At 57.8% G+C, this 25,432-nt stretch carries 24 protein-coding genes; 11 read left to right on the top strand and 13 right to left on the bottom strand.

Annotation, left to right across the window (positions count from 1 at the left end; all coding sequences use genetic code 11):
• Positions 1-5: 5 nt before the first annotated feature.
• Genes holB through mltG form a run of 3 tightly spaced genes read right to left on the bottom strand, consistent with a single transcriptional unit; the run spans position 6 to position 2,648 of the window.
• Positions 6-1,031 (bottom strand): DNA polymerase III subunit delta', encoded by a 1,026-nt coding sequence (holB, locus tag AC1RTA_RS01885; protein WP_130458528.1) that lies wholly within the window; start codon positions 1,029-1,031, stop codon positions 6-8.
• On the bottom strand, positions 1,028-1,639 hold the full coding sequence (gene tmk / locus AC1RTA_RS01880; RefSeq protein WP_014237686.1) for a dTMP kinase: 612 nt from the start codon (positions 1,637-1,639) through the stop codon (positions 1,028-1,030). The genes holB and tmk overlap by 4 nt, the downstream gene beginning before the upstream one ends.
• Positions 1,640-1,652: 13 nt before the next feature.
• On the bottom strand, positions 1,653-2,648 hold the full coding sequence (mltG, locus tag AC1RTA_RS01875) for an endolytic transglycosylase MltG (RefSeq protein WP_492783813.1): 996 nt from the start codon (positions 2,646-2,648) through the stop codon (positions 1,653-1,655).
• 234 nt (positions 2,649-2,882) lie between these two features.
• Here mltG and ygfZ point away from each other — a divergent pair, with 234 nt between their 5' ends.
• The 3 genes from ygfZ to AC1RTA_RS01860 all read left to right on the top strand — a co-directional run bounded on the left by ygfZ (position 2,883) and on the right by AC1RTA_RS01860 (position 5,322).
• Positions 2,883-3,902 (top strand): CAF17-like 4Fe-4S cluster assembly/insertion protein YgfZ, encoded by a 1,020-nt coding sequence (gene ygfZ, locus AC1RTA_RS01870; protein WP_492783812.1) that lies wholly within the window; start codon positions 2,883-2,885, stop codon positions 3,900-3,902.
• 136 nt (positions 3,903-4,038) lie between these two features.
• Positions 4,039-4,788 (top strand): NRDE family protein, encoded by a 750-nt coding sequence (locus AC1RTA_RS01865; RefSeq protein WP_492783811.1) that lies wholly within the window; start codon positions 4,039-4,041, stop codon positions 4,786-4,788.
• A gap of 330 nt (positions 4,789-5,118) precedes the next feature.
• Positions 5,119-5,322, top strand: a complete 204-nt coding sequence (locus tag AC1RTA_RS01860; RefSeq protein ID WP_014237690.1) for a cold-shock protein — start codon at positions 5,119-5,121, stop codon at positions 5,320-5,322.
• 114 nt (positions 5,323-5,436) lie between these two features.
• Here AC1RTA_RS01860 and AC1RTA_RS01855 read toward each other — a convergent pair whose 3' ends face one another.
• Both AC1RTA_RS01855 and tadA read right to left on the bottom strand, forming a co-directional pair.
• On the bottom strand, positions 5,437-5,919 hold the full coding sequence (locus AC1RTA_RS01855; protein WP_492783810.1) for a L,D-transpeptidase family protein: 483 nt from the start codon (positions 5,917-5,919) through the stop codon (positions 5,437-5,439).
• Positions 5,916-6,377 (bottom strand): tRNA adenosine(34) deaminase TadA, encoded by a 462-nt coding sequence (gene tadA / locus AC1RTA_RS01850; protein WP_014237692.1) that lies wholly within the window; start codon positions 6,375-6,377, stop codon positions 5,916-5,918. The genes AC1RTA_RS01855 and tadA overlap by 4 nt, the downstream gene beginning before the upstream one ends.
• Positions 6,378-6,516: 139 nt before the next feature.
• On the opposite strand from tadA, the gene AC1RTA_RS01845 reads away from it, so the two are divergent.
• Both AC1RTA_RS01845 and AC1RTA_RS01840 read left to right on the top strand, forming a co-directional pair.
• Positions 6,517-7,416, top strand: a complete 900-nt coding sequence (locus AC1RTA_RS01845; RefSeq protein ID WP_492783809.1) for a class I SAM-dependent methyltransferase — start codon at positions 6,517-6,519, stop codon at positions 7,414-7,416.
• 63 nt (positions 7,417-7,479) lie between these two features.
• On the top strand, positions 7,480-7,623 hold the full coding sequence (locus AC1RTA_RS01840; RefSeq protein ID WP_492783808.1) for a hypothetical protein: 144 nt from the start codon (positions 7,480-7,482) through the stop codon (positions 7,621-7,623).
• A 7-nt stretch (positions 7,624-7,630) separates the two neighbouring features.
• Here AC1RTA_RS01840 and AC1RTA_RS01835 read toward each other — a convergent pair whose 3' ends face one another.
• From AC1RTA_RS01835 to AC1RTA_RS01810, 6 genes are all read right to left on the bottom strand, one after another.
• A complete protein-coding gene (locus AC1RTA_RS01835; protein ID WP_014237695.1) occupies positions 7,631-7,951 on the bottom strand; it encodes a hypothetical protein in 321 nt (106 codons plus the stop codon).
• 200 nt (positions 7,952-8,151) lie between these two features.
• Entirely contained in the window at positions 8,152-8,484 is a 333-nt protein-coding gene (locus AC1RTA_RS01830; RefSeq protein WP_152089173.1) for a hypothetical protein, read from the bottom strand.
• Between the two features lie 75 nt (positions 8,485-8,559).
• Positions 8,560-11,562 (bottom strand): Tn3 family transposase, encoded by a 3,003-nt coding sequence (locus AC1RTA_RS01825; protein WP_109041812.1) that lies wholly within the window; start codon positions 11,560-11,562, stop codon positions 8,560-8,562.
• A gap of 6 nt (positions 11,563-11,568) precedes the next feature.
• Positions 11,569-12,852: a site-specific integrase gene (locus AC1RTA_RS01820; RefSeq protein ID WP_152089174.1), complete on the bottom strand. Its 1,284-nt coding sequence runs from the start codon at positions 12,850-12,852 to the stop codon at positions 11,569-11,571.
• 4 nt (positions 12,853-12,856) lie between these two features.
• The gene (gene cadR / locus AC1RTA_RS01815; protein ID WP_109041810.1) at positions 12,857-13,321 is read right to left on the bottom strand and encodes a Cd(II)/Pb(II)-responsive transcriptional regulator; all 465 of its coding nucleotides are present in this window, start codon (positions 13,319-13,321) and stop codon (positions 12,857-12,859) included.
• A 22-nt stretch (positions 13,322-13,343) separates the two neighbouring features.
• Positions 13,344-13,679, bottom strand: a complete 336-nt coding sequence (locus AC1RTA_RS01810; RefSeq protein ID WP_109041809.1) for a YnfA family protein — start codon at positions 13,677-13,679, stop codon at positions 13,344-13,346.
• A gap of 88 nt (positions 13,680-13,767) precedes the next feature.
• Here AC1RTA_RS01810 and AC1RTA_RS01805 point away from each other — a divergent pair, with 88 nt between their 5' ends.
• Positions 13,768-16,008 carry a heavy metal translocating P-type ATPase gene (locus AC1RTA_RS01805; protein ID WP_172974687.1) on the top strand — a complete coding sequence of 747 codons (2,241 nt, stop codon included), beginning with the start codon at positions 13,768-13,770 and terminating at the stop codon, positions 16,006-16,008.
• A 31-nt stretch (positions 16,009-16,039) separates the two neighbouring features.
• Here AC1RTA_RS01805 and AC1RTA_RS01800 read toward each other — a convergent pair whose 3' ends face one another.
• Positions 16,040-17,356, bottom strand: a complete 1,317-nt coding sequence (locus tag AC1RTA_RS01800) for a heavy metal sensor histidine kinase (RefSeq protein ID WP_152089175.1) — start codon at positions 17,354-17,356, stop codon at positions 16,040-16,042.
• 10 nt (positions 17,357-17,366) lie between these two features.
• Positions 17,367-18,050 carry a heavy metal response regulator transcription factor gene (locus tag AC1RTA_RS01795; protein ID WP_152089176.1) on the bottom strand — a complete coding sequence of 228 codons (684 nt, stop codon included), beginning with the start codon at positions 18,048-18,050 and terminating at the stop codon, positions 17,367-17,369.
• Between the two features lie 145 nt (positions 18,051-18,195).
• Between AC1RTA_RS01795 and AC1RTA_RS01790 the strand changes: the two genes are divergently transcribed.
• The 5 genes from AC1RTA_RS01790 to AC1RTA_RS01770 all read left to right on the top strand — a co-directional run bounded on the left by AC1RTA_RS01790 (position 18,196) and on the right by AC1RTA_RS01770 (position 25,327).
• Positions 18,196-18,570: a hypothetical protein gene (locus AC1RTA_RS01790; protein ID WP_152089177.1), complete on the top strand. Its 375-nt coding sequence runs from the start codon at positions 18,196-18,198 to the stop codon at positions 18,568-18,570.
• Between the two features lie 150 nt (positions 18,571-18,720).
• Positions 18,721-19,068 carry a cation efflux protein, CzcI family gene (czcI, locus tag AC1RTA_RS01785; protein WP_152089178.1) on the top strand — a complete coding sequence of 116 codons (348 nt, stop codon included), beginning with the start codon at positions 18,721-18,723 and terminating at the stop codon, positions 19,066-19,068.
• A gap of 180 nt (positions 19,069-19,248) precedes the next feature.
• Complete coding sequence (locus tag AC1RTA_RS01780; RefSeq protein ID WP_416242513.1) at positions 19,249-20,514, top strand: TolC family protein; 1,266 nt, start codon at positions 19,249-19,251, stop codon at positions 20,512-20,514.
• A gap of 9 nt (positions 20,515-20,523) precedes the next feature.
• The gene (locus AC1RTA_RS01775; protein ID WP_314624382.1) at positions 20,524-22,128 is read left to right on the top strand and encodes an efflux RND transporter periplasmic adaptor subunit; all 1,605 of its coding nucleotides are present in this window, start codon (positions 20,524-20,526) and stop codon (positions 22,126-22,128) included.
• Between the two features lie 16 nt (positions 22,129-22,144).
• Positions 22,145-25,327, top strand: coding sequence for a CusA/CzcA family heavy metal efflux RND transporter (locus AC1RTA_RS01770; protein WP_152089180.1), 3,183 nt, complete (start codon positions 22,145-22,147; stop codon positions 25,325-25,327).
• Positions 25,328-25,432: the final 105 nt, after the last annotated feature.

The following is a 25,432-nucleotide window of genomic DNA, read 5'->3' as shown; positions in this document are numbered from 1 at the left end:
GTCTTTCAGTACAGGGCCCGGTAGGCGAAGAAGAGTTCTTCCAGTACCAGGCGCAGGTTCAACGGATGCTCAGATTGAGCTTTAAATTTAATCAGCAATCTATTGAAATTTATAATTTTAATAGTGCTTGATGAAGCCGCCAGCTGCCCTATTGTAGCGCCATCGGCCTGGAAGTAGCGCGGCGGCAGCCCCTCTGCCACCAAGGCCAGGTCAGCACTCCATTTCTGCAGCCATTCCACCGTCCGCTTCATGGTGAGGGCGCCGGACTTGTCCGCCTTGAGGGTTTTCTCGATCAGGGCGGCAGCGGCAATGGGATCCAGCTGGCGTCCCTTCTGCAACTGTCCGAGCAGGGCATCGAGCAGGCCGCGCTGGCCGCTGCCGGCCAGTTCCGCCGCCAGGCGCGGCGCCCCGCCGGCCAGGGCCAGCCAGCGCCCGCCGTCGCTGACCTTCTGCGCCGCCAGCCAGGCGGTGGCCGCCTGGGGCGACGGCAGGGGTACTTCCACGGTCTGGCAGCGGCTGCGGATGGTCGGCAGGAGCCGGTCGGCCTCGCTGGACACCAGCAGGAACAGGGTGTCGGGCCGGGGTTCTTCCAGGCTCTTCAACAGCGCGTTGGCGGTGTTGCGGTTCATGGCCTCCGCCGGATGCAGCAGCACGATGCGCACCCCCTGACGGTGGGTGCCGACATGGAGGAAGTCGTCCAGCCCCCGCACCTGGTCGATGGTGATCTGCTGGCTGGGCTTCTTCTTGCCCGTTTCCTCGTCGGCCTCGGCCTCTTCGTCGCTCATGGCCGCCGGTTGCACCAGCCGGAAATCCGGGTGGTTGCCCTGCCCCAGCCAGTTGCAGGCGGAACACTGGCCGCAGGCATGGCCGTCCATGCCCGGCGCCTCGCAGAGCAGGCCGGCGGCGAAGGCCCGGGCCAGTTCGAACTTGCCGACGCCGCGCTGGCCGATCAGCAGGAGGGCGTGGGGAAGCTGGGCACGCCGCCCCTGGAGCCGTTGCCAGGCCGATTCCTGTAATTGAAATATATTCATAAACAAATAGTTGAAATCAATTCTTCAATTGATTTCTTGATTTCATCCACGGTCCGGTCGGCCTGTACCACCCGGATGCGACCGTTGGACTGGCCGGCCCGTTGCAGATAGCACTGGCGCACCCGCTCGTGGAAGTCAGCCTCTTCCTGCTCGAAGCGGTCGAGGATGCGCTCCTTGCCGATGCGGGCCTGGGCCACCGCCAGGGGCAGATCGAAAAGCAGGGTCAGGTCCGGCTGCAGGTGGCCGTGGACCCAGTCCTCCAGGACTTTCAGCTTGTCCAGGGAGAGCCCCCGGCCGCCGCCCTGGTAGGCCACGGTGGCATCGGTGAAACGGTCCGAGATGACCCAGGTGCCGGCCGCCAGGGCCGGCTCGATGACCTCGGCCAGGTGCTCCCGGCGGGCGGCGAACATCAGCAGGGCCTCGGTTTCCAGGTGCATGGGCTCGGCCAGCAGCAGGGCCCGCAGCTTTTCCCCCAGGGGCGTGCCGCCGGGCTCCCGGGTGGTGACCACGGTCTTGCCCCGGGCCGTGAGCTGGTCCGCCAGCCACTGGATGTGGGTGCTCTTGCCGGCCCCGTCGATACCTTCGAAGGTGATGAATTTTCCGCGCATGGTCATCCTGTAATCAGCGTCCGCCCCGCTGGTATTTGTTTACCGCCCGGTTGTGCTCGTCCAGGGAGGAGGAAAAATGGCTGCTGCCGTCGCCCCGGGCGACGAAATAAAGGGCCGGGCTGGCAGCGGGATGGAGCGCCGCCTGCAGGGCCGCCTGGCCGGGCATGGCGATGGGCGTGGGCGGCAGGCCGCCCCGGGTGTAGGTATTGTAGGGCGTATCGGTGAGCAGGTCCTGGCGCCGCAGGTTGCCGTCGAAGCGCTCACCCATGCCGTAGATGACCGTGGGGTCGGTCTGCAGCAGCATGCCCTGGCGCAGGCGATTGACGAAGACTGCGGCGATGTGGGGCCGGTCCGCGGCCCGACCCGTTTCCTTTTCCACGATGGAAGCAAGGATCAGGGCCTGGTAGGGATGCTGCAGGGGCAGGCCCGGGACCCGGGCCGCCCATTCGGCCTGGAGGCGCTTCTGCATGGCCCGGTAGGCCCGGGCCAGCAGGTCCAGGTCGCTGGACTGCTTGCTGAAGAGATAGGTGTCGGGAAAGAACAGTCCTTCCGGATGGCTTTCGGCGGCCCCGATGCGCTTCAGCAGTTCCCGGTCCGACAAGCCGGCGCCGTCATGGCGCAGGTCGGGGTGGGCGTTGAGCTTGTCCCGCAGCTGGCGGAAATTCCAGCCCTCGATGATGGCCAGTTCGCTCTGGCTGACGTCGCCCCGGGTCAGCTTCTGCAGCAGGGCCCAGAGGGTGATGCCCTGCTCCACCTCGTAGCTGCCCGCCTTGAGGGCAGCCGCGCTGCGGCTGGCCCGGGCCAGGGCCTCGAAGGCCCAGGGATTGAGATCGATGCCCGCCTCCACCATCTGCCGGGCGGCTGCGCGGGCACTGCTGCCGGGCTGCACCTGGAAGTCCAGAGGCGAGGCATTGAGGCGGACCGGGCTCAGGGCCAGCCAGGCCAGGCCGCCGCCGCTCAGCAGGGCCGCGAGGATCAGCAGGGACAACAGTCTGCGGAACAAGCGCATAGGAAAGCGGGTCTAGGGGAACGGCTGCCGCCACCGGCCTGGCCGTTGCCGAGAATTCGGGGTAAAAGGAGGCGATATAATAGCCCAAGCCCTGTATTCTCCCCAGCTATTGACGCCCGCGCCGGCCAATGACGACGCGGACCTGCTGTACGAGCCGGCCCCCGATGGCCGACCGTTTCCGACAAGCGACTCACGAAAACCCTTAACTTTCCCCCAATTGCCACGGAAATCCCCATGAACGCTCTCTGGAAAACCACCCTGGAAACGGCTGGCGCCAAGTTCGACGCCGATCTGGTCACCGATTTCGGCGATGCCGCCGGCGAACGCCAGGCCGCCCTCAACGGACCGGTGCTGGCTCCCCTTTCCCACCTGGGCCTGATCGCCGTCGGCGGCGAAGACGCCAAGTCCTTCCTGCACAACCAGGTGACCAGCGATGTGAACCACCTGAAAGCCGAAGCGGCCCAGCATTCCGCCTGGTGCACCGCCAAGGGCCGCATGCTGGCCAGCTTCCTGCTGTGGAAGGAAGGCGACGCCTACCAGGTGCAGCTGGCTGCCGAACTGCAGCCCGCCATCCAGAAGCGCCTGCAGATGTTCGTGCTGCGGGCCAAGGTGCAGATCACCAGTCGCAGCGACGAAGTGGCCCTGATCGGCTTGGCCGGACCGGGCAGCGCCGCCCTGCTGGCCCAGGCAGGTTTGCCGGTGCCGGCCCAGCCCCTGGAAGCCCAGGAGGCGCCGGCGGGCAAGGTGATCCGCCTGGAAGGCAACGAGCGCTTCGAAATCGCCGTGGCCGTGGCCGCCGCACCCAGCCTGTGGGCAGCCCTGGCCGCCGGTGCCCGCCCCGTGGGCACGCCGGTATGGCAATGGCTGCAGATCCAGGCCGGCATTCCCCACATCAGCGGCCCCACCCAGGAAGCCTTCGTGCCCCAGATGGCCAATTTCGAACGCATCGGCGGCGTCAGCTTCCACAAGGGCTGCTACCCGGGCCAGGAAATCGTCGCCCGCACCCAGTACCTGGGCAAGGTCAAGCGCTCCCTCTTCCGCGCCAGGGTGGCCGCCCCGGTAAAGGCCGGCGACGCCCTCTTCTCCACCCTGGCCGACGAGAACCACGGCGGCACCGTGGTCAATGGGGCACCGGCAGCCGACGGCAGCTGGGAGCTGCTGGCGGTGATTCCGGAAAACTGCGCCAGCGGCGGCCCGGTGCATGCCGGCGGCCCGGACGGCCCGGTGCTGGAACTGCTGCCCCTGCCCTACTAAAACTAGTGCCACAGCGGACACAGAGACCAGCAGGGGAAACTGTCACGGTTTCACCGTCATAGCCGTACTACGGGCGCCTACGGCCTTCCTGTCTTTTCTCTGAGATCTCTGTGCCCTCTGTGGCTATAGGTTTCCCATGTGTCTCATCCTCCTCGCCTGGCAGACCCATCCGGATTACCCCCTGGCGGTTTGTGCCAACCGGGATGAATTCCATGCGCGCCCCACCCTGGCCGCCGATTTCTGGAGCGACCAGCCCGGCATCCTGGCCGGAAGGGACCTGCAGGCCGGCGGCACCTGGCTCGGCATCGACCGGCGCCGGCGCTTTGCCGCCGTCACCAACTACCGGGACCCCAAGGCTCCCGAAGGCCAGCGTTCCCGGGGCGACCTGACCCGGGACTATCTGGCCGGCGACCTCTCGCCCCGGGACTTCCTCTCCGGACTGGACGGCGGGGCCTACGGCAGCTTCAACCTGTTTCTCGCCGACCGGGACAGCCTCTGTTACTACTCCAACCGGCAGGGCCGCATCCAGGAACTTCCGCCCGGCATCTACGGCCTTTCCAACCATCTCCTGGAAACCCCCTGGCCCAAGCTGGTGGCGGCCAAGGCCCGTTTCAGCGAGGCCCTGCAGGCCCTGCCGGAGACCGAACCCCTGTTCCATCTGCTGGCAGATCCCACCCGCTGGCCCGACGAGCACCTGCCGGATACCGGCGTCTCCCTGGAATGGGAAAGGATGCTCTCCGCCATCTTCGTCCAGTCACCGGCATACGGCACCCGGGCCTCCACCGTCCTGACGGTGGATCGGCAGGGAGAGGTCTGCCTGACGGAGCGCAGTTTCAACGCCGCCGGCCCCAGCGGCGAAGTGCAGCGGCGCTTCCAGGCTGACTAGGATGATCCGGGCGCCTTGTTAAGGGGGGCCGCCGCCGCCGGCTGAAGGCCTTTGGTGGCGCGGCGCCATCCACCGGGCCATCGGCAGCCACGATGGCGATTGCCGATGCCGACGTGCCTCGACATCAAATAAATCGGCATTTTTCCAAGAATCGTTTGACAGCCCCCTGGGGGGTGCGTATAACGGATCGGGCTAAATCTTCAAGTTCCAGATTCAAGTTCATCGTTGTCCCTCTGCATAGTGGTACTCCATTGTTCCATGTGGTCTCCCTTGATTATTGCGCGCCTCGAGCATCTGCTCATTTTTTAAGCTGTTTTTAAGGAATACAAAATGGAAACTGGTACCGTTAAGTGGTTCAACGACGCTAAGGGCTTCGGCTTCATCACCCCGGACAATGGCGGCCCCGATCTGTTCGCCCACTTCTCCGAAATCAAGGCTGACGGCTTCAAGTCCCTGAGCGAAGGCCAGAAGGTTAACTTCGTCGCCGGTCAAGGCCAAAAGGGCCCCCAGGCAACCAACATTCAGCCCCTGTAATCCAGGTTCGCTGAACGGTTGTAAAAAAAGCCCCGCACTGCGGGGCTTTTTTCATGGCGCCGGCCGTGGCACCGCTTTTGGAATTTCCATCTGCACGGCCCCAGTCCCCAAAGCTCAATCCTCGACGATATCCACTTCCGTAAACGCCGGGACCCGCTCGAAAAGATCCACGATGTCCGCATTGCCCATGCGGATGCAGCCGTGGGACGCCGGCGTGCCCAGGGCGGCCTCGTCCGCCGTGCCATGGATGTAGATGTAGCGGGCCATGGTATCCACCGGGCCGAGCCGGTTGAAGCCTGGCTCCCGGCCACAGAGCCAGAGAATGCGGGAGAGGATCCAGTCCCGCTCCGGCGTGGCGGCAGCCAGTTCCGGCGTGCAGATTTCACCGGTGAAGCGGCGGCCGCGAAATACGGCATGGGCCGGCAGGCCCTCTCCGATCTTGGCCCGCACGTAATGGCGGCCCCGGGGGGTACAGAAGCTGCCGCTCTCCTCCCCCGCGCCCCTGGCCGAGGTGGAGACGGGATAGGCGCGCAGCACCCGGCCCTGGTCGTCCAGCAGTTCCAGGACCTGGCGCCCGAGGGAGATACGCAGTTTCATGCCTTGGCCGCCTTGCGCCGTTCGGCAAAGAAACGGGAGAGCAGCTGGCCGCATTCGTCGGCCAGGACGCCGCCGACGATTTCCGTGTGGTGGTTGAGCTGGTCCACCGCGAACAGGTCGAGCACGCTGGCGTGCACGCCGGTCTTGGGGTCCCGGGCGCCATAGACCACCCGGGCGATGCGGGAATGCATAATGGCGCCGGCGCACATGGCGCAGGGTTCCAGGGTGACGAACAGCTCGCAGCCGGGCAGCCGGTAATTGCCCAGGTTGCGGGCCGCATCCCGCAGGGCCGCCACTTCGGCGTGGGCCGTGGGATCGCTGTCGCCGATGGGCGAATTGAAACCCCGGCCGACGATGACGCCCTCCCGCACGACGACGGCACCCACCGGCACCTCCCCCAGGCAGCCGGCGGCCACGGCCTGGGACAGGGCTTCACGCATGAAAAATTCGTCGGTCATGGGCGGAAAAAGGACGGCAAAGAGGCGAAATAAGGGAAAAAGGCGGCAGCGAATCGAAGCAGGCCCATAGTTTACCTCATGGCCTGCGGGCCCAGCGCCTATAATCGCCCCTTCGCCTCATGCTGCCGCCCGTTTCGCCATGCCTGCAAAAGCCAAAGCCACGCCCGCCCCTGCCGCCGCCTCCATGCCGGAAATCCGCCCCGGCCAGTCCCTCGAGCTGCTCAAGGAACTGCACATCCTGACCCGGGACGGCAAGATGAACCAGGACAGCCGGCGCAAGCTGAAGCAGGTCTACCACCTGTACCAGTTCATCGAGCCCCTGCTGCTCGAGCTGCTGCAGGACAAGCCGGAATTCACCCTGGTGGACCACGGCGCCGGCAAGAGCTACCTGGGCTTCATTCTGTACGACCTGTTCTTCAAGTCTGGCGCCCCCCTGGCCCGCATCGTCGGCATCGAGACCCGGGACGAACTGGTGGGCAAATCCCGGGAACTGGCCCAACGGCTGGGCTTTCCCGGCATGGAATTCCACAATCTGTCGGTGGCCGACTCCATCACCTCGCCCCTGCTGCCGCCCCGGGTGGACATGGTCACGGCCCTGCATGCGTGCAACACGGCCACGGACGACGCCATCCGCTTCGCCCTGGAAAAGCAGGCCCGTTTCATCGTCCTGGTGCCCTGCTGCCAAGCGGAAGTGGCGGCGGTGCTGAACAAGAACAAGGGCAAGTCCCTGGGCCAGACGGTGCTGACGGAAATCTGGCGCCACCCCATCCACACCCGGGAATTCGGCAGCCAGCTGACCAACGTGCTGCGCTGCCTGCAGTTGGAGGCCCACGGCTACCAGGTCCGGGTGACCGAACTGGTGGGCTGGGAGCATTCCATGAAAAACGAGCTGATCATCGCCACCTACAAGAACCTGCCCCGGCGCAAGCCCGCCGAGCGCCTCAACGAACTGCTGCAAAGCCTGGGACTGGAAGAGATGCAGTCCCGCTTCTTCACCGCTGTGCCCGACCGGACGGCACATTCCGAATCATCAACGTAGTAGACCCGCGAAGGAATCCAGTTGGCCAAAACCAATTTTCAGTTTGAAAAACGCCAGAGGGAATTGGCCAAGAAAAGGAAAAAGGAGGAAAAGCTGCGCCGCAAGCAGGAAGGCCTGCCGGACGACACTCCGGAAAATCAGGAGCCGGCTGAGGGCAGCGAAGGCGCCGCCAACGACGACGCCCCGCCTGCCGTGCCCACCGCCTGATCTGGCTTCACGCCGCCCCAGTCGCCGAACCGTCCGGATTTTTCCGGCGCTTCGGCGATTTGTTTTTGCCCTCCCCCAGGAAGCGGGAGCGCATCAGGCTTTCCTGCCAGATGCCGGCCACGGCGGCGCCGGCGGCGAAGCTACTCTGCAGGTCGCCGCTGGAAACCGCTTGCAGCAAGCCTTCCAGGGCCCGCCCCAGGGCCGCCTGTTCTGCCGCCTGGCGGGCCCGGTAGAGGCGCATGTTCTGCTTCACCTGCTCACTGCGTTCCGCATAGCGGCTACGGGGCCGTCCCCGGCTGGGGCGTTGTTCCGGATTGGCGTCGTCCATGGCAGTTAATTTTGATAACGTTATCTAAATTATAGACGATGGGCGCAAAAAAGCCGCCCCGGGGCGTAACCGAGGGTTGGCCGGGAATCGTGCGAAATCCTCAAAAAAACAACTTAACTTATTGTTCGTGAAGGGAAAATAACTTGGTTTAGGGTAAGGCCAGTTTTCACTGGCCTTACCCTCTTCTCATCAATTGAGGCTTAGGTTCCGCAGGTCAGCGCCTTATTTGCGCTGACGAAAACGCTGTCGGGCTTGGATCTGAACTCTGTGTCTGGCTGGCCGTTGTGCGACTTGCACATCGGTGCAATGTAGTTGAGTTTTCGAAGTGCTTCATTATCAAGCTTCGGCAGTATCACGTGCGCCCCTACCTCCGCCAGTGAATTGCACCCCGCTACATGACATGTTGGCGTTGAGGAAACCTTGGTGAAGACCTTCCAGTGGTCCAACCAAGATCCGCACTTACAGTCCTTGTCCGAGGTCCCATTAAGATTCTTCATCGTAACGGAACCATTGGTGGTCAGTGTCTTGCTCATGAGCATCTCCCAAAAGTAACCACGCACGTGCATGGCAATTCATGATATTGGGATTTTTCCTGAAGAAATCAATAGTCATTGACCTTGGTTTGCTGATTCAGCCTCCAAAATCCGGAACCCGTCATCTAGTACCGCGGCCTTACGTCGGAAGTCCAGCACATAGTCACCAAAACGATTGATGTGCTCCAGCCGGTATGGCGCCAGGCCAGCCAATACTTCCTGGTTGATCAGAGAACCTTCGGCTCGTAGTTGCTTTAGGACCCGACTCATCCCCACCACATTGTGCAAAATGACCATGTTGGCGATCAGATGGTTGTATTTAATGACCTTGCGCTGTTCGTGGCGCAGGTTTTCGGCGATCTCCCCTTCTCCACCGAAGAAGAGTTTTTTCGCAAAGCCATTGAATTGCTCCGACTTGTTGGTTTCTGCGTGGATGAGCCGGCGCAGTTCAACGTCACCAACATATTTCAGCAGGAACATGGTTCGGACTACCTTGCCGAGTTCCTTAAAGGCGAAATACAGCTTGTTCTTTCGGCTGTAAGTACCGAGGCGGCGCAGGATAGCCGATGCTGAAATCTTTCCAAGCTTGATCGAGACAGCCACGCGCAGCATGTCTGGCAAATGGGTTTCGATCATCTGCCAGTTGATGTCGTCGCTGAAAAGACGATCGATATGGACGAACCTCTTGTTACTCTCGGGCCGATGAAACACCAGATCCTTGATGCCACGGATGCGCGGCATCAGCTTAATGCCTAAGAGATGGGAAAGCGCAAACACCGTGTAGCTCTGGGCCTGGGTGTCGCCATGGATGGTATCCGGCCGGACATCCGAGGTGTTGGTCATCAACCCATCGAGGATGTGCGTACCCTCGTAGGTGCCGCAGGAAATGAAGTGACTGAACAGCGCGATGAACTTGTCGGAGACATGGTAGTAGCCGATGCCGCCATAGCCGCCGTAGCGGATGTGGTGCTCGGAAATCAGGTTCTGCTCGTAGAGGTTCCATTTCGTGCCGTCGGCCGAGGCATGCTTGCCTGAACCCCAGTAGCTGGGCAATTCGAACTTGTTATAGGCGTTGATAACCTTGACGATGGCCTTTTCCAGTACCTCTTCCGTGATGTACTTGATGTTGAGCCAGGCAATCTGCTTGCGGCTCATCCCTCGAATTGAACGTGCCGTCTGAGTGGGCCCAAGGTTACAGCCATAACAGAACAAGGTACTGATTACTCTTGGACGCAATTCCTCGATCCGACTCTCTGTTCCCATCAAGGGACGGAATAGCTTGTGCAGTTGCAGCCAGCGCTCCGTGTCGATCAGTACGTCAACAATGCTGATGTTCTCCAGATGCTCAGTGATCAGCAGGTCGATTGTCCTGATGCCAGGCGGTAGTTCGCTGGCTGGTGGCTTCTTCAGGATTAGCCGGCCATCGACGATTTCGGCATAGGCGTTGTCCGGAAACTCTGCATCGACGGCTTCGGCGGTCTCCAACAAAGCCGCCTTCAAGGTCTCCGTAAAGGCTCTGGGGTCGGTTTCGACACCGGTCACTTCGCCGTACTGGGCCAACTCAGAATTCAGAGTATCGTCGTCAACCAGCTGCTCCCGGTAGTCGTCGTAGCGCTCGCCATGCTGGATGAACAGATCACCCGATTTCAATTCATCACGGATCGCATACAGGACCGCCAGCTCAAAGTAACGGCGGTTGAGGGCAACGATCTGTCCATCGGCACGTTCAGAGACGACCAGTTTTCGCCAAGCCGTAGGTAGCCATAGGAAATCTTCCTCAGCATTCAGCCCAACTAAGGACAGTGGGACGATTTCATGGCGGGTGCCACGCAGCGCCTGCAACGCTGCCATCATCCGGATCAAGGTGTCATCCTCGCTGCTGCTCTGGGGATTGACGATCTCGATGCAGTTTAGCAACTGGGCACGAACAACCTTATAGGGTTGGACGAGGAACGGCAGATGATTACGCCCCGCATAAGCCATGTGCTCATCACAGATGGCTACCAGGTCATCGACATTGGCTATCAGGCTGCCACCGATGGCCTCCACGCGTTGATGATCCGTACCGTCGATCCGATAGGCCAGCAACATCTCTTTCAATTGCCCGATCAGGCGGTCGGTCCGCTGCTGGTGTTCCTGCTGGTATTCGCCTAGCTTGTTGCGTGCCTGGTTATCCAGGTTCTGAAGCATACGGACGAATAGGTCGGCAGCATCGTCGAGCGTCTGGGCAAATTGCGAACGGATATAGATGACGGCCAGTGCGTAGCGTTTCTGTGGCCTCAGTTCCGCCATTTCCGTCGCATCCAACGAGCGGGCGATATAGCGATACTGCTTGAGCTTTGGGACGGGGATATCCGGTTTTGGCAGTTGGTCGACCAGTAGCTGGAGCCGACGGATATGCTGAAGGTAGGAGCGGGTTTCCTTATTGGTCGGTTTCTTCGGTTCTCGCTTGAGTAGATTCCAGGTGCTGCTGGTATCGCCCGACTTGACCTTGAACAGGCTGTCGATCAAGGCTTTTACCTTGGCATCAAGTTGATCGGTAATACTCGCAAAATGGACATCGTGGATTTTCTCCCGGGCCTGGATGGCTAGCCGATCAAGCGTGGAGAAACCAGGTAATTCGTAGCGATGATGAACCAGTTCTTCAAGCATTACGTTGACGATGTCTGCTACAACATGCCGGCTGTCTGCTGCTGTTTCAGCGATATGCCGCAACCAGGCACGCCCTTGGTCGTCCAGAGGACGAACATTCAGGTAGCGTCGAAGTGCTGCGATCAATGCCGTGCGCGTTGTCGTACGGTCGAACTGTCGGAGTTCGTCAAACCTTGCTGGTCGGTGCCCCGTTTGGGCCACAATATGCTGGCGAATCGCCGCCGGCACATCCTTGATATGGACAAAGTACCCAAGGCGCTGAAACAGTTTCAGGTAGATGAAGACTGCTGCGCGGGCAACGGGCCGCTTTACGGTCTTGTCGATGAAAGCGATTTCATCGGGCGTCAGGGTATAAATCTCGGCGAGATCCTGTGCCGATGGATCAGCTTTCAAGCGGGGATATGCGGTCTCGTGAAGCTGGGTCATGTAGCATCAATCCCAGTGCCTGCCAGTGGCCGGATCGCGGCAGACTACCTCCAGAAAGCACTCACGGGTGTCGGCAATACGATGGAGTTCATCGAGCAATGCGTAGAGATGATCGTCCAGGACATCTGTCGATGGGGTCGGGACGGAGATTTGATATCGACGACCATCCTGGTCCAGCGGTTGCGCCTGAAATCGGGCAAGGCAGGTACTCGCCATGTCCCGTAAGGCATTGGCGACACCGCGTCGACCGCCGTTGAAGGCGGACAGATCGATGGAAACCTCGATCGTTGTGAGGGCGACCTTGGGCAGGCTTGGCAGTTGCGGGGGCAAAACAGGCTGCTTTTCTGGGAGCACCCGATCCAAGCCCTGCTCGAAACGCACCTTCTGATCGGTGCTGACCCCATCCAGATAGCGCATGGCAGCCTTCACATCACGCCAGCCCACGTAATTCATCAGCTCCCGGAGGTCCCAGCCGCTCATGCCCGCCCACTGGGCGAAGCCACGGCGCAGCGAGTGGCTGCTGAAGGCGTCGGCATCGGCCACACCTGCCTGGCTCAATAACCTTCGAAGTATAGGAATGATGCTGCTCGGGGTCAGTTCGGCCTCGGATAGGTGCCCCCAGCGATCAATCTTGCGGAATAGCGGCCCTGCTGTCAGTTGGGACAAGGCCAGCCAGTCTTCGACCGCCTCGACTGGACACAGCCGGGACAAGGCTGGGCAAGAGTAGCTCCGGCCTTCCAGGTTGCGATCCCCCTTGCTGCGGGGCAAAAAGCAGGTCAGCCCCTCACCGGGTTTGATTTCGATGAATTCAATGCGAAGGTTGGCCAGTTCATCGGAGCGGAAGCCGCGCCAGAACCCGAGGAGAACCAGGGCCCGATCCCGCTTAAGTCGCAGGGTGCCGGCAGTATCTCCTTGGCGGACAGCTGCAGCCGTGGCCGTCGTCAGCCAGTCGGTAACACCGTGGAGGATTTCCAGTTCCAGCGGCTTGGCCCGCTTTTCCTGGGCCGGATGCAGGGTCCGAATGCCCTTCAAGAGTTGCCGAATCTTCGGAGCCTTGGTCGGGTCTGGAAAGCCATGATCCTGGTGCCAGCGGGACAGCGCCGCAAGGCGGTGCTTCAGTGTGTTCAGTGACAGTGATTCGGCATACGCAGCCAGGTAGCGGGCAATCGAGTCGATAGTTGCCGGTAACAAGCCTCCCCACTCAATCTCGAAGTGCTGGATGGCTGATGCATAGCTGCGCCGGGTATTGGCCCGTTCGGCCGCGCCAAGGTAGAGATCGACCTGACTCATCCCTCTATACCTTGGGGGACTTTAATGCGGTGCCGTGTACGCCGGAAATGTGATTTCCCGTCGGCTCCACGCCGATTCCTGATTGAGACAGTCCTTCAAGAATCCCGCAAGTTGAGGGGCGACGGTCGTCGGGACAACGGCTGCGTAGCTCAAGAAGCTGCTTTTCCAGCACTTGGAGTTCACCAATTCGACGGACGACATGCCCGATATGCTCATCCAGTAAGCGGTTTACCTCACCACAGTTTTCTTCTGGCGATTCCTTGAAGTGCAGCAGTGTTCGAATCTCATCAAGTGTCATGTCCAAGCCACGACAATGCCGAATGAACGTCAGTCGCTCCAGGTGCATTGACCCATAGATACGGTAATTCCCCTCGCTCCGCCCAGGCTCCGGCAACAATCCTTCGCGCTCATAGTAGCGGATTGTGTCCACATTACTTCTCGCCAAACGCGCCAGTTCGCCAATTTTCATTGCAGCCTCCCTAGTTCGCCTATCAAGCCCTGCTCGGCTGTAGCGCGATGATAGCCATGCCGCCGAGGCATATGGCACTGCCCAGCAGGTCCCAACGTGTCAGGGGGATTCCATCAACCCGCCATAGCCACAGCAAGGCGATCGCAACATAGACGCCGCCATAAGCAGCGTAGATGCGACCAGCGGCGCCTGGATGCAATGTAAGGAGCCAAGCAAATAAAGCCAGTGACACGGCAGCCGGGATCAGAAGCCAACGCTGTCGCCCCTGCGTCAGCACCAACCAGGGCAAGTAGCAACCGACGATTTCAGCCAGCGCGGTGACGATGAAAAGACTCAATATCTTCAGGAACTCCAACATGCCCTTCTCCTTGGCCCTTTCTATTGTAGCCGCTTGACCTTGAAGTGACTCAAGGGTTTTTAATGGCATCAACAACCAGGAGATTGTCATGCTCACCCATGCTGAAAAACACCGATCCAATGAATCTGAACGTTGCACATGTTCAGGTAACTGTGCGGCCGGCACAACCTCCATTCAGGATATGTCGGATGTCGCCATATCCACCTCCTTGGGGAATACGCGAGCTTTTCGGATTCCCGCCATGGACTGCCCGAACGAAGAAAACGATATCCGTAAGGTATTAGCAGGAATCGAGGGGATTCGGTCACTACGCTTCGAACTGGCGGCCCGGACCCTGACCATCGACGGAGAGCAGCCTCCCCTGGAAAGCGCCCTACAGGCCATTCGCCAGCTTGGTTTTGAAGTGCAGCCCATCGGAATGGAACAGAAGGCTGAAACACCAACGGGTCTCGGCGAGATCAGCAAGGCGCTGATCGCCTTGGCATTGGCCATCGGAGCCGAGGCGTTGGATTTCTTCGCACCCGATACCCTGCCGTTCAAGGGGCTGGGTATGGCGTTGGCCGCGGCTGCCATCACTTTCTCCGGATTTTCCACCTATCGCAAAGGACTGGCCGCATTACGTCGGGGCCAGTTGAACATGAACGCCCTGATGGGCGTCGCTGTGACCGGTGCTTTCCTGATCGGCCAATGGCCGGAGGCTGCCATGGTCATGGCGCTCTACGCCATCGCCGAATTGATCGAGGCCCGTTCCGTTGATCGGGCACGCAACGCCATCAAAGGGCTGCTCGCCTTGACTCCGGAAACCGCTGAGATTCGCCAGAGCGACGGCTCCTGGCTGGAAGCTCCGGCCGACAAGGTTGTCATCGGAGCGCTGGCACGGGTAAAGCCTGGTGCCCGCATCCCGCTGGATGGACGGGTAACAGGAGGCAGTAGCGCAGTCAATCAGGCACCGGTTACCGGCGAGAGCATTCCGGTGGACAAGTCCACCGGCGATCCTGTTTTTGCCGGCACCATCAACGAGACCGGCACGCTGGAATTTGAGGTGACGGCTGCCGCCAATAACACAACATTGGCACGCATCATCCATGCCGTGGAGGCAGCTCAGGGCACGCGGGCCCCCACCCAGAGATTTGTTGATCGCTTTGCCGCCATCTATACGCCGACAATCTTTGTGATAGCCGTAGCAGTGGCCACCGGAGGTCCCTGGCTGCTCGACTGGACGTGGACACAGGCGCTCTACAAAGCGCTGGTTCTCCTGGTGATTGCCTGTCCCTGTGCGCTGGTCATCGCTACGCCGGTTACAGTTGTCGGCGGACTAGCCGCAGCCGCTCAGCGCGGTATCCTGATCAAAGGTGGCGTCTATCTGGAAGAGGCCCGCAAACTGCGTGCAATCGCTCTCGACAAGACAGGCACTATCACTGAAGGCAAGCCTCGGCTAGTGGCTAAGGAGGTGCTGACCTCCTCTGAACCGGAGATGAAGGTTCTTTCCTGGGCCGCCAGCTTGGCTGGTCATTCGGATCATCCTGTGTCAAAGGCTATCGCTGCCGGCCTAAAGCTGCCCGAAAATGGCCTTACTGACTTCACAGCTCTTCCCGGGCGCGGCATAGAAGCCCGCCTGGATGGATATACCTTGATACTGGGCAACCACCGTCTTATCGAGGATCGCGGGTTGTGCAGCCCGGAGATTGAGGCGCGTCTAGCCGTTCATGAAAACCAAGGGCGAACGGCTACCCTGCTGGCTACCGAGGATCGGGTCCTGGCCATCTTTGCGGTAGCCGACACCATCAAGGAGAGTTCTCGGGAAGCGATCACTGATCTGCATCGCCTTGGTGTCACATCGGTCATGCTCACCGGCGACAACGTGGCGACTGCGGCCAGTATTGCCCGCCAGGCTGGCATCGATGATGCACGAGGAAATCTGCTTCCGGAAGACAAGCTGGCCGCGATTGAGGAACTGCAGGTCCGCCTTGGGCCGACTGCGATGACCGGCGACGGTATCAACGATGCGCCCGCCTTGGCTCGAGCCGATATCGGTGTTGCCATGGGGGCCGCCGGAACGGATACGGCCATGGAAGCTGCCGACGTGGTGATCATGAATGACGATTTGCGGCGGATTCCGGAAACGATTCGGTTGTCGCGACGTACGCATGCCGTACTCTGGCAGAACATCTCCTTGGCGTTAGGAATCAAGGTTGTATTTCTGGGATTGGCACTCTTTGGAAGTGCAACCATGTGGATGGCTGTGTTTGCCGACATGGGAGCCAGCCTACTGGTCGTTGCGAACGGTTTACGTATGTTACGAACCTCAGTGCCGCAAACCAAAGACTAAAGCCCCTTTGGTGGTCGACAGCGGGATCCCATTAGCAGGCCAGCCGTACGCCTATTTCAGTCTTGCCGTGGGAGGATTCTGCAAAAGCCTTCCCATCATGCATCCGGGCAATTGCGCTAACGATGGAGAGGCCCAGTCCATGATTCTGATGGCCTTGGCTACGCGATGCATCTACGCGGAAAAAACGATCAAAGATATGAGCCAGGCTCATAGCTGGAATTGGCTCACCTCGGTTGATCACCGAGAGCTTGACCTGTCCGTTATTTTCCATAGCAATACGAATCACGATTGAACTTCCGTGATCGGCATGCCGGGCCGCATTATTCAGAAGATTGGATACAACTCGCCGCAGCAGTGCCGTGTCGTACTGTCCTGATGCATCACCTTCGATAGACCATTTGAGGTCGGAATCGAGCAGTACGGCTTCGTAGTAGTCAGCTACTTCGGTGCAGAGTTGGGCAAGGCTTGGAACAGGAACCCGCCGGGCTTTGGCACCCCGGTCGGCATGTGACAGGAATAGCATGTCATTTACGATGCCCGACAGCCTGTGCATTTCTTCGAGATTCGAACCGATGCAATCGCGCAGGTGCTCGTCCTTGTCGTTGCCACGCAAGGCCAACTCGCTACTGGCGATGATGTTCGCCAATGGGGTTCTCAATTCGTGCGCCACATCGGCATTGAACCCTTCAAGCTGTTGATAAGCTTTTTCCAATCGGTTCAGCAAATCGTTGAATTGATCGACGAGGATTTGTAGCTCGGCAGGAATCCCTTCTGTCTCTAGCCGCTTGTCGAGGGAAAGGACCGCGAGGCTGTGCGTTTGCTCAGCCAGCGTCCGAATGGGGGCCAGTCCCAAATAAACGATCAGGTAGCCACCTAGTGTGATTGCGGTACTTCCGATTAATGCAGCACCCCAGAGGATGGCTGCGAGGCGATCCAGAATCGCCTCATCGGGTGCGATATCGAGCGCCAACTCGGCAACAGAGAAATTTGTCCTCTGGGCTTTGTCGGGGAGCGCAAGCGAATAAAAACGAGCTTTTGATGGCCATGCACTCGGCATCGAAATGAAGCGGGCCCCACCCTGCCGATCGATTAACTTGAGATGGGAGTCCCGATTGATTTTCAGAAGGTCTTCTAGGCCGTGCTCAAGCGCCCCTGGTTGCCGGTGTGCCGGTGTTTCTTCAAACAGGTGATGAATCGCCGTACTTAGCTTTTCAAGACGCAGATCCTGTTGTGCTTCAAGGTTGGCTTTGACCGAGAAATAAACGCCGAGGCACAAACATCCCAGGACCCCCAAACTCAGCGAAGCGAGCCAGCGTATGAGGCGACCACTCAGCGTTGGGTTGCTCATCCTTTTAGTCTCATTCGCGTAGTTCGAGGATGTAACCCATGCCGCGTACGGTGTGCAGCAACGGCGTCTCGAAAGGTGTATCCATTTTGGCGCGAAGTCGCTTGATTGAAACTTCGACTACGTTGGTGTTGCTGTCAAAATTCATATCCCAAACCTGCTCGGCAATCTCGGTTCGCGACAGCACCTCGCCTTGTTTCCTGAGAAATAGAGAAAGCAGCAGAAACTCCTTGGCGCTCAGGTCGATACGCTGACCGTTCCTGAGAACCTTACGACGAACCAGGTCCATTTCAAGATCGTGCAATATCAGACGGTTCGACTGGGCGTCCGGCTGCTGCGGCGCAGACCGGCGTAGCAGCCCCTGGATTCGGGCAATCAGCTCAGAAAAGGCAAATGGCTTAACCAGATAATCATCGGCACCGGCCTGCAAACCGGTAACCCGGTCTTCCACTTTACCCAGCGCGGTCAGCATCAAGACCGGTGTTTGTTTCTTGGTGCGTAAAGCGGCCAATATTGAAAGCCCATCCATGCCGGGTAGCATGGAGTCGAGGATGATGGCCGCGTAATCGAACTCTAGACTCATGTGAAGCCCAGTAATGCCATCGTGAGCAAGGTCCACGACGAAGCCGGCGGTACTCAATCCCTTCTGCAGATACTGGGCAAGCTTTTTCTCATCTTCGATAACCAGTAGTTTCATTTCTTCACGAATCGAATGATGTCAATTTTGTAAACTTCCTGTTGGGCTTCTGTCAGAGGTCATTTCATATAGTTGAGCCATGCCAGCTAACTGACTGGCATGGCAAAAATCTATTGAAACGACATTTGGTAAAAGGAGACCTGACATGAAAACCAAACAAGTACTTTCCATCACCATTCTTTGCGCCGGCTTTGGCGCATCGGGAATGGCATCTGCGGAGTCCGTGATCCACAGTGGTGCTGGTGGTTCTACTGCGTTCTACCCGTCGCACAGTGCTGGTGGCCAAGCGACTCAACAAGTCCAGAAGGAACTGGATGAGTTCAAACGCAATCCTGTCAGTGCTGATGGTCAATATCGCTATGTGGGTGGTGAACTGGGGTGGGTGCTTATTCAGCACGAATATGCCTATCGTGATGGTAAATGGCAAGATGTTGATAAATTCGACCACAAGACGCCGAAACCCTCTCTGGAGATGAGCCCGGAAGAGCGGAAGCAGCGTGACGAATTGTATCGCTCTTAAGATTCAGGGCTGTGCTCAAGTGATGGCCAAGAGGCAATCTTATCTTGGCCATCAACTTTTTTAATAGCGCCCTCTGCGCTCGGGCTGGCCATCAAACTCTCTTCGATACTTCGCTTCTGGGGTACTCCCGGTTCTGTTAAGATTTCTTCCATGCGCCGCTGGTTCTCCATCTTTCTCCTGGTGTTCCTACCGCTCCAATTCAGTTGGACGATGGCGGCTTCCTATTGTCTGCATGAAACCGATCAGACCGCTCAGCATTTTGGTCACCATGAGCACAAGCATCAGGCCAATGATGTTGCCAAAGATGCCAAGGGATCGCTTGTCAACGCCGACAATGATTGTGCGGTGTGCCATGCAGGTTGTCTTGCGGCTATGACAAGTACGACCACGGTCGTACCGATAGCTGAGATTGTGACAGAACACCTGCAGCACCTTCATTACCAGGTGTCGCTATACGGCGACCAACCTGAACGTCCCAACTGGTTCTTCCCCGCCTAATCGGCGGGGCTGGGTTGTTGTTGCCCACCTGTCTGTAGCAGCATCAGCTGCTACTTTCGCCATGCCGCTTACCGGATGGCGCCCCGCCGATTCCCTATGTGTCTTTCGTCACTGGAGAATCGGATGTACCCAAGAGTCACAATTACCGCATTACTGGTCCGAGGCCTGTTCGGAGTTATGGTGCTTACTAGCACCCATCTCTGGGCGCAGACGGAGAAATCACCGTCATTGAGTGCCGCCGCGCCAACTCCTCTCAAGGAACCAACAGGTACCTTGAATCTCGCTGCTGCAATTAATCTTGCCCTGGCATTCAATCCCGAATTATCTGCCGCGGCCAACGAATTGCGTGCCGTAGAAGGGACTGTGGTTCAAGCCGGCATACTGCCAAACCCAGATATTTCAACCTTAGTTGAAGATACCCAAAACAAGACAACCCGTACCACTACTGTTCAGATCAATCAATTGATTGAATTAGGTGGCAAGCGTGCAGCTCGAATTGCCTCTGCTGAACGGGGAAGGGATGTGGCGACAGCTGACTTAGCTGCCAAGCGCTTGGATGTCAGAGCGACCGTGGTTGGATCATTCTTTGACGTTTTGGTCGCACAAGAGCGAGTCCGACAAGTTGAGGATTTGCTCAATCTCGCTCAGCGAGCTACTCAGGCTGCATCACGGCGGGTTATCGCTGGGAAAATCTCTCCGGTAGAAGAAACCAAGGCCCGTGTTGCAGAGGCAGCCGCTCGGGTTGAGATGAATCAAGCCAAAGGTGACCTGATCACTGCGCGCAACCGCTTAGCAGCAACATGGGGAAGCACAGCACCGCGCTTTGAGCAGGCTGAAGGGAAAACTGACATCTTGCCGGAAGTATTTCCAGCCGAAGAGATCGGGCAGCGTCTGAATAATTCTCCCGTACTTGTCAGAGCCCGCCATGAGGCTGATCGCTTCGCGGCACTTGCCGACGTTGAGCGATCCCGCCAGATACCCAATGTCACTATTAGCGTGGGCTCAAAGCGAGCTGAAGATCTTGGGCGTGATCAGACTATTGTTGGCGTTTCAATCCCATTCCCGATATTTGATCGCAATCAGGGCAACCTGCTCGAAGCGCTTCGACGAGCCGACAAGGCACGAGACGACCTCAGTGCTACAGAAATCCGCTTAAGCACCGCGATTGCGCAAAACCAGGAGCGTCTAAAGGCACTCGTCGTCGAAGCGCAAACCCTGCAAAGCGAAATCCTACCTGGTGCTCGCAGTGCTTATGAGGCTGCCAGCAAGGGTTTCGAGCTTGGGAAATTTAGCTTTCTGGAAGTCCTGGATGCTCAACGGACCTTTTTCCAGGCGAGAGCTCAGTACCTGAGAAGCTTATCCGAGGCCCACCGGACTGCCGCAGAGCTGGAGCGTGTCCTTGGTTCCACCAATTCAATATCGCCCGTCGTACCTAGCCGTCCGTAGGAGCCAGTTGTGAAGATCAATTTTAAAAAGAACGCGTTGAATATCCCTAAAAAGCAGGGTGTCACCATTGCTGTGATTGTGGCCCTGGGCTTGATTACCGGTGGATGGATCCTGGTATCCGGTCCGTCCAAGCCGGCCGGAGAACAGCATGAGCATAACAACCATGAGGAATCCAAGGGGCATGCCGATGCCGAGCACCATGGTGAAAAGGCTGGCGATAGCCATGACCACGCCAAGGAGCACGGCGATGCAGAACATCATGAAGGCAGCCCAAAAACTGGAGTCCATGGGGGTAAGTTGTTTACCGAGGATGGATTCGGTTTGGAATTGCTATTGGCTGAAGAGGGGGGAGAGCCGCATTTCCGGGTTTGGCTGTTCAAACAAGACAAGCCGTTGGTACCAACTGCCACTAACGTTTCAGTGACTCTGACACGGCCAGATGGGGAAAAGCAGGAGATCACTTTCCAGTCAGAAAAGGACTACCTGAAAAGCACAAGCCCGATCGCAGAACCTCATGTATTTGAGGCAGCAATTGTTGCTAGGCTAGGAAATGCTCCGTTCCGGTTTATGTATACACAGGAAGAAGGAAAAATCGAACTGACGGAAGAGCAGGTTAGATCTGCCGGTATTTCTATTCAGAAGGCAGCCCCTGCAAAAATTAGAACCTCTGCGAAATTGCCGGGAGAGATTCGCTTCAATGAAGATAGGACTGCGCACGTCGTACCGCGGTTAGCCGGTGTTGTAGAGAGCGTTCCTGCCAATCTTGGGCAACCAGTCAAGCGTGGACAAGTGCTAGCCGTAATCGCGAGCACGGGACTCTCCGAGCAACGTAGCGAGTTGTTAGCTGCTCAGAAACGCCTAACTCTGGCTAAGTCCACCTATGAGCGGGAAAAGAAGCTCTGGGAGGAAAAGATTTCGGCGGAGCAAGACTACCTTCAAGCACAGCAAGTACTGCGGGAAGCTGAAATTTCCGTAGCGAACAGCCAGCAGAAGCTGGTTGCCCTGGGAGCCGGCTCAAGCGTATCGGGGAGCCTCAATCGCTATGAAATCCGGGCTCCTTTTGATGGCATGGTCGTCGAGAAGCACATCGCACTCGGCGAGGCCGTCAAGGAAGATGCCAGTATTTTTACGGTCTCTGACCTATCTTCCGTCTGGGCAGAAATCGTGGTTCCGGCCAAGGATCTGAACATAGTTCGTGTTGGTGAAAAGGTCATAGTCAAGGCCACTGCCTTCGACTCAAAAGCCGAAGGCAGCATCTCCTATGTGGGAGCTCTACTTGGGCAGGATACCCGTACAGCCAAGGCGCGTGTGACCCTGTCCAATCCAAATATGGCGTGGCGCCCAGGCCTATTTGTCAATGTGGAAGTCGTTTCAGGTGAGGCGGATGTTCCGGTGAGTGTTCTGGCTGATGCAGTTCAGATGATCGGAGACAAATCCATCATCTTCACCAGAGTTGCGGATGGCTTTATTGCACAACCTGTCACCTTGGGACGCTCTGACGGCAAGTTGGTGGAGGTGCTTAGTGGCCTAAAGGCGGGGACCCCATATGCAGGATCCGGTAGCTTTGTATTGAAGTCTGAACTCGGCAAGGGCAGTGCCGAACATAGCCACTGAGCCGGGAGAAGACAACATGTTTGAACGCATCATTCGACTTGCCATTGAGAACCGGTGGCTGGTCCTCTTAGCCGTGCTTGGGATAGCTGGACTTGGAATCTACAACTATCAGCGTCTCCCAATCGATGCGGTACCGGACATCACCAACGTCCAGGTTCAGATCAACACTTCTGCTCCCGGCTATTCGCCGCTAGAGGTGGAACAACGGGTGACCTACCCGGTCGAGACCGTCATGGCCGGGTTGCCTCATCTGGAGCAGACCCGTTCCATGTCACGTTATGGATTGTCTCAAGTAACCGTGATCTTTAAAGATGGGACGGATATCTATTTTGCCCGCCAACTGGTCAATCAGCGCATTCAAGAGGCCAAGGAGAAGTTGCCGGCTGGAATTGCTCCAGCCATGGGGCCCATCTCAACTGGCCTTGGGGAAATCTATCTTTGGACTGTTGAAGCCGAAGATGCTGCAAAGAAAGCAGATGGCACGCCTTATACGCCGACTGATTTGCGCGAAATCCAAGACTGGATCATCAAGCCGCAATTGCGCAATGTTCCAGGGGTTACCGAAATCAACTCGATTGGCGGTTTTGCCAAGGAATACCAGGTTGCCCCCAGCCCAGAGAAGCTGGCTTCCTATGGGCTGACGTTTCAAGACGTAGTTACAGCTCTTGACCGCAACAACGGCAACGTCGGGGCTGGCTATATAGAGAAGCGTGGTGAGCAATACTTGATTCGAGCACCAGGACAAGTACGAACCATTGAGGATATCCGGAACGTCATTCTCGGCAATGTTCAGGGAGTCCCGATCCGCATTCGTGATGTAGCGGAAGTCGGTATCGGCCGAGAGCTCCGTACAGGTGCTGCAACGGATAACGGCCGGGAAATTGTACTTGGCACCGTATTCATGCTGATTGGTGAGAACAGCCGGACGGTATCACGAGCTGTCGATCAGAAGATGGCTGAAATCAACCGCAGCTTGCCTGAAGGTGTCCATGCAGTAACCGTCTATGACCGGACTGTTCTGGTAGACAAAGCGATTAATACCGTCAAGAAGAACCTTCTGGAGGGAGCAATCCTGGTTATCGCCATCCTGTTCCTGTTCTTGGGGAACATTAGGGCGGCAGTGATCACAGCAATGGTGATTCCGCTCTCCATGCTGTTCACCTTTTCAGGCATGGTGTCCTACCACGTCAGTGCCAATCTGATGAGCCTAGGGGCTCTCGACTTCGGGATCATCATCGATGGCGCAGTTGTGATCGTGGAAAACTGCGTTCGTCGCCTAGCTCATGCACAGGAACGTCACGGGCGGCCGCTAACTCGGACGGAGCGCTTCCATGAGGTCTTTGCCGCATCTCAGGAAGCACGCCGAGCGCTGTTATTTGGCCAGCTCATCATCATGATCGTATATCTGCCGATATTTGCCCTCACCGGTGTCGAAGGAAAGATGTTCCATCCTATGGCGTTCACCGTAGTGACTGCTCTGGTTGGCGCCATGATCCTATCCGTCACATTCATTCCGGCAGCGGTTGCATTGTTCATCGGCACGAAGGTCGCGGAGAAGGAGAACATCCTGATGCGGATGGCCAAGCGTTGGTATGAGCCTGCTCTGGCCTATGTCATGGAAAACAAGCCGGTCGTTTTGGTCTTTACCACCGTAATGGTGATTCTCTCCAGTCTGCTTGCAACCCGCATGGGGAGTGAATTTGTTCCCAGCCTTAATGAAGGCGACTTCGCAATCCAGGCACTACGCATCCCGGGAACCAGCCTATCTCAATCAGTTGCAATGCAGCAGCAACTGGAAAAGCAGCTAAAGACAGACTTCCCGGAAATCGAGCGTGTATTTGCTCGATCCGGGACGGCTGAAATTGCCTCTGACCCAATGCCACCTAATATCTCAGATGGCTACATCATGTTAAAGCCTGAAGCTCAGTGGCCAGAACCTAAAAAAACCAGAGATGAACTGCTGGCCGCCATTCAAAAGAGCGTAGGCCAGTTACCAGGCAATACCTATGAGTTTTCTCAACCCATCCAGTTGCGTTTTAACGAATTAATCTCAGGGGTCCGCAGTGACGTTGCCATCAAGGTCTTTGGTGACGATATGGAGGTCATGAACGATACGGCAGGAAAAATTGCCGCCATCCTCGAAAAGCTTCCCGGTGCCTCCGAAGTCAAGGTTGAGCAGACCACGGGTTTGCCCATGCTGACGGTGAATATTGATCGGGACAAGACCGCTCGCTATGGACTCAACATCGGTGATGTCCAAGATGCGATTTCTACTGCCATAGGTGGTCGAGAAGCCGGAACGATGTTTGAAGGAGATCGTCGCTTCGACATTGTTGTTCGTTTGCCTGACACGCTGCGATCAGACCTCGAGTCGTTGAAACGTCTTCCAATTGCCCTACCGAGAGTGAGTGCCGGTGTAAGTGGAATGGAAGGGCGTACGACGTACATCCCCTTGGGGGAGGTGGCTAGCTTAGATTTAGCACCGGGCCCCAATCAGGTTAGTCGCGAGAATGGCAAGCGCCGTGTGGTCGTCAGCGCCAACGTTCGCGGGCGAGATATCGGCTCATTTGTTTCCGAGGCACAAAGCCGTTTGTCCGAGGTAAAAATACCGGCTGGCTATTGGACCGTTTGGGGTGGAACCTTCGAGCAACTGGAATCGGCCTCCCAACGCCTAAAAATTGTGGTCCCTGTCGCATTGCTGCTGGTTTTCACACTGTTGTTCGCCATGTTTGGCAATGTGAAGGATGGACTACTGGTGTTTACCGGCATTCCATTCGCGCTAACTGGCGGGGTTGTGGCGCTGTGGTTGAGGGATATCCCGCTTTCAATCTCTGCAGGAATCGGCTTCATTGCGCTGTCCGGTGTGGCGGTATTGAACGGCCTAGTGATGATTTCCTTTATTCGAAACCTGCGAGAGGAGGGGCGAACTCTAGATGAAGCAATTCATGAAGGCGCATTGACCCGCTTGCGTCCTGTGTTGATGACAGCCCTGGTTGCCTCTCTTGGCTTTGTTCCAATGGCAATTGCCACAGGAACTGGTGCAGAGGTCCAGCGTCCGCTTGCGACTGTAGTGATTGGTGGAATTCTATCGTCGACTGCTTTGACGCTTCTTGTGTTGCCTCTCCTCTATCGCCTTGTCCATGGAAAAGATGCCGAAGAAATTGACTTCGCATCTGTTCCTGACAGTTCGAAAAATTAACTACTCATTTTAGTGGAATCTGTGTCCAGTTCGTCATGTGGCTAGCTGGACACTATTCCATCTAATCAACCTTTATCTGCAAAGACGTAGTGCTAAAGCATGACT

The organism is Azospira sp. MPR-E4 (assembly GCF_058809645.1).
The sequence above is the reverse complement of the archived record's forward strand: the minus strand, read 5'-3'. Positions and strand labels throughout refer to the sequence as shown.

Excerpts from the sequence above, each read along its gene's own strand:
- AC1RTA_RS01790 (WP_152089177.1), top strand. The coding sequence starts at position 18,196 with ATGAAAACCAAACAAGTACTTTCCATCACCATTCTTTGCGCCGGCTTT.
- holB (WP_130458528.1), bottom strand. The coding sequence starts at position 1,031 with ATGAATATATTTCAATTACAGGAATCGGCCTGGCAACGGCTCCAGGGG.
- tmk (WP_014237686.1), bottom strand. The coding sequence starts at position 1,639 with ATGCGCGGAAAATTCATCACCTTCGAAGGTATCGACGGGGCCGGCAAG.
- czcI (WP_152089178.1), top strand. The coding sequence starts at position 18,721 with ATGCGCCGCTGGTTCTCCATCTTTCTCCTGGTGTTCCTACCGCTCCAA.
- AC1RTA_RS01820 (WP_152089174.1), bottom strand. The coding sequence starts at position 12,852 with ATGAGTCAGGTCGATCTCTACCTTGGCGCGGCCGAACGGGCCAATACC.
- AC1RTA_RS01800 (WP_152089175.1), bottom strand. The coding sequence starts at position 17,356 with ATGAGCAACCCAACGCTGAGTGGTCGCCTCATACGCTGGCTCGCTTCG.
- AC1RTA_RS01865 (WP_492783811.1), top strand. The coding sequence starts at position 4,039 with ATGTGTCTCATCCTCCTCGCCTGGCAGACCCATCCGGATTACCCCCTG.
- AC1RTA_RS01805 (WP_172974687.1), top strand. The coding sequence starts at position 13,768 with ATGCTCACCCATGCTGAAAAACACCGATCCAATGAATCTGAACGTTGC.
- AC1RTA_RS01830 (WP_152089173.1), bottom strand. The coding sequence starts at position 8,484 with ATGAGCAAGACACTGACCACCAATGGTTCCGTTACGATGAAGAATCTT.
- tadA (WP_014237692.1), bottom strand. The coding sequence starts at position 6,377 with ATGACCGACGAATTTTTCATGCGTGAAGCCCTGTCCCAGGCCGTGGCC.
- AC1RTA_RS01770 (WP_152089180.1), top strand. The coding sequence starts at position 22,145 with ATGTTTGAACGCATCATTCGACTTGCCATTGAGAACCGGTGGCTGGTC.
- AC1RTA_RS01825 (WP_109041812.1), bottom strand. The coding sequence starts at position 11,562 with ATGACCCAGCTTCACGAGACCGCATATCCCCGCTTGAAAGCTGATCCA.
- cadR (WP_109041810.1), bottom strand. The coding sequence starts at position 13,321 with ATGAAAATTGGCGAACTGGCGCGTTTGGCGAGAAGTAATGTGGACACA.
- AC1RTA_RS01860 (WP_014237690.1), top strand. The coding sequence starts at position 5,119 with ATGGAAACTGGTACCGTTAAGTGGTTCAACGACGCTAAGGGCTTCGGC.
- AC1RTA_RS01795 (WP_152089176.1), bottom strand. The coding sequence starts at position 18,050 with ATGAAACTACTGGTTATCGAAGATGAGAAAAAGCTTGCCCAGTATCTG.
- AC1RTA_RS01845 (WP_492783809.1), top strand. The coding sequence starts at position 6,517 with ATGCCTGCAAAAGCCAAAGCCACGCCCGCCCCTGCCGCCGCCTCCATG.
- AC1RTA_RS01810 (WP_109041809.1), bottom strand. The coding sequence starts at position 13,679 with ATGTTGGAGTTCCTGAAGATATTGAGTCTTTTCATCGTCACCGCGCTG.
- AC1RTA_RS01855 (WP_492783810.1), bottom strand. The coding sequence starts at position 5,919 with ATGAAACTGCGTATCTCCCTCGGGCGCCAGGTCCTGGAACTGCTGGAC.
- mltG (WP_492783813.1), bottom strand. The coding sequence starts at position 2,648 with ATGCGCTTGTTCCGCAGACTGTTGTCCCTGCTGATCCTCGCGGCCCTG.
- AC1RTA_RS01835 (WP_014237695.1), bottom strand. The coding sequence starts at position 7,951 with ATGGACGACGCCAATCCGGAACAACGCCCCAGCCGGGGACGGCCCCGT.
- ygfZ (WP_492783812.1), top strand. The coding sequence starts at position 2,883 with ATGAACGCTCTCTGGAAAACCACCCTGGAAACGGCTGGCGCCAAGTTC.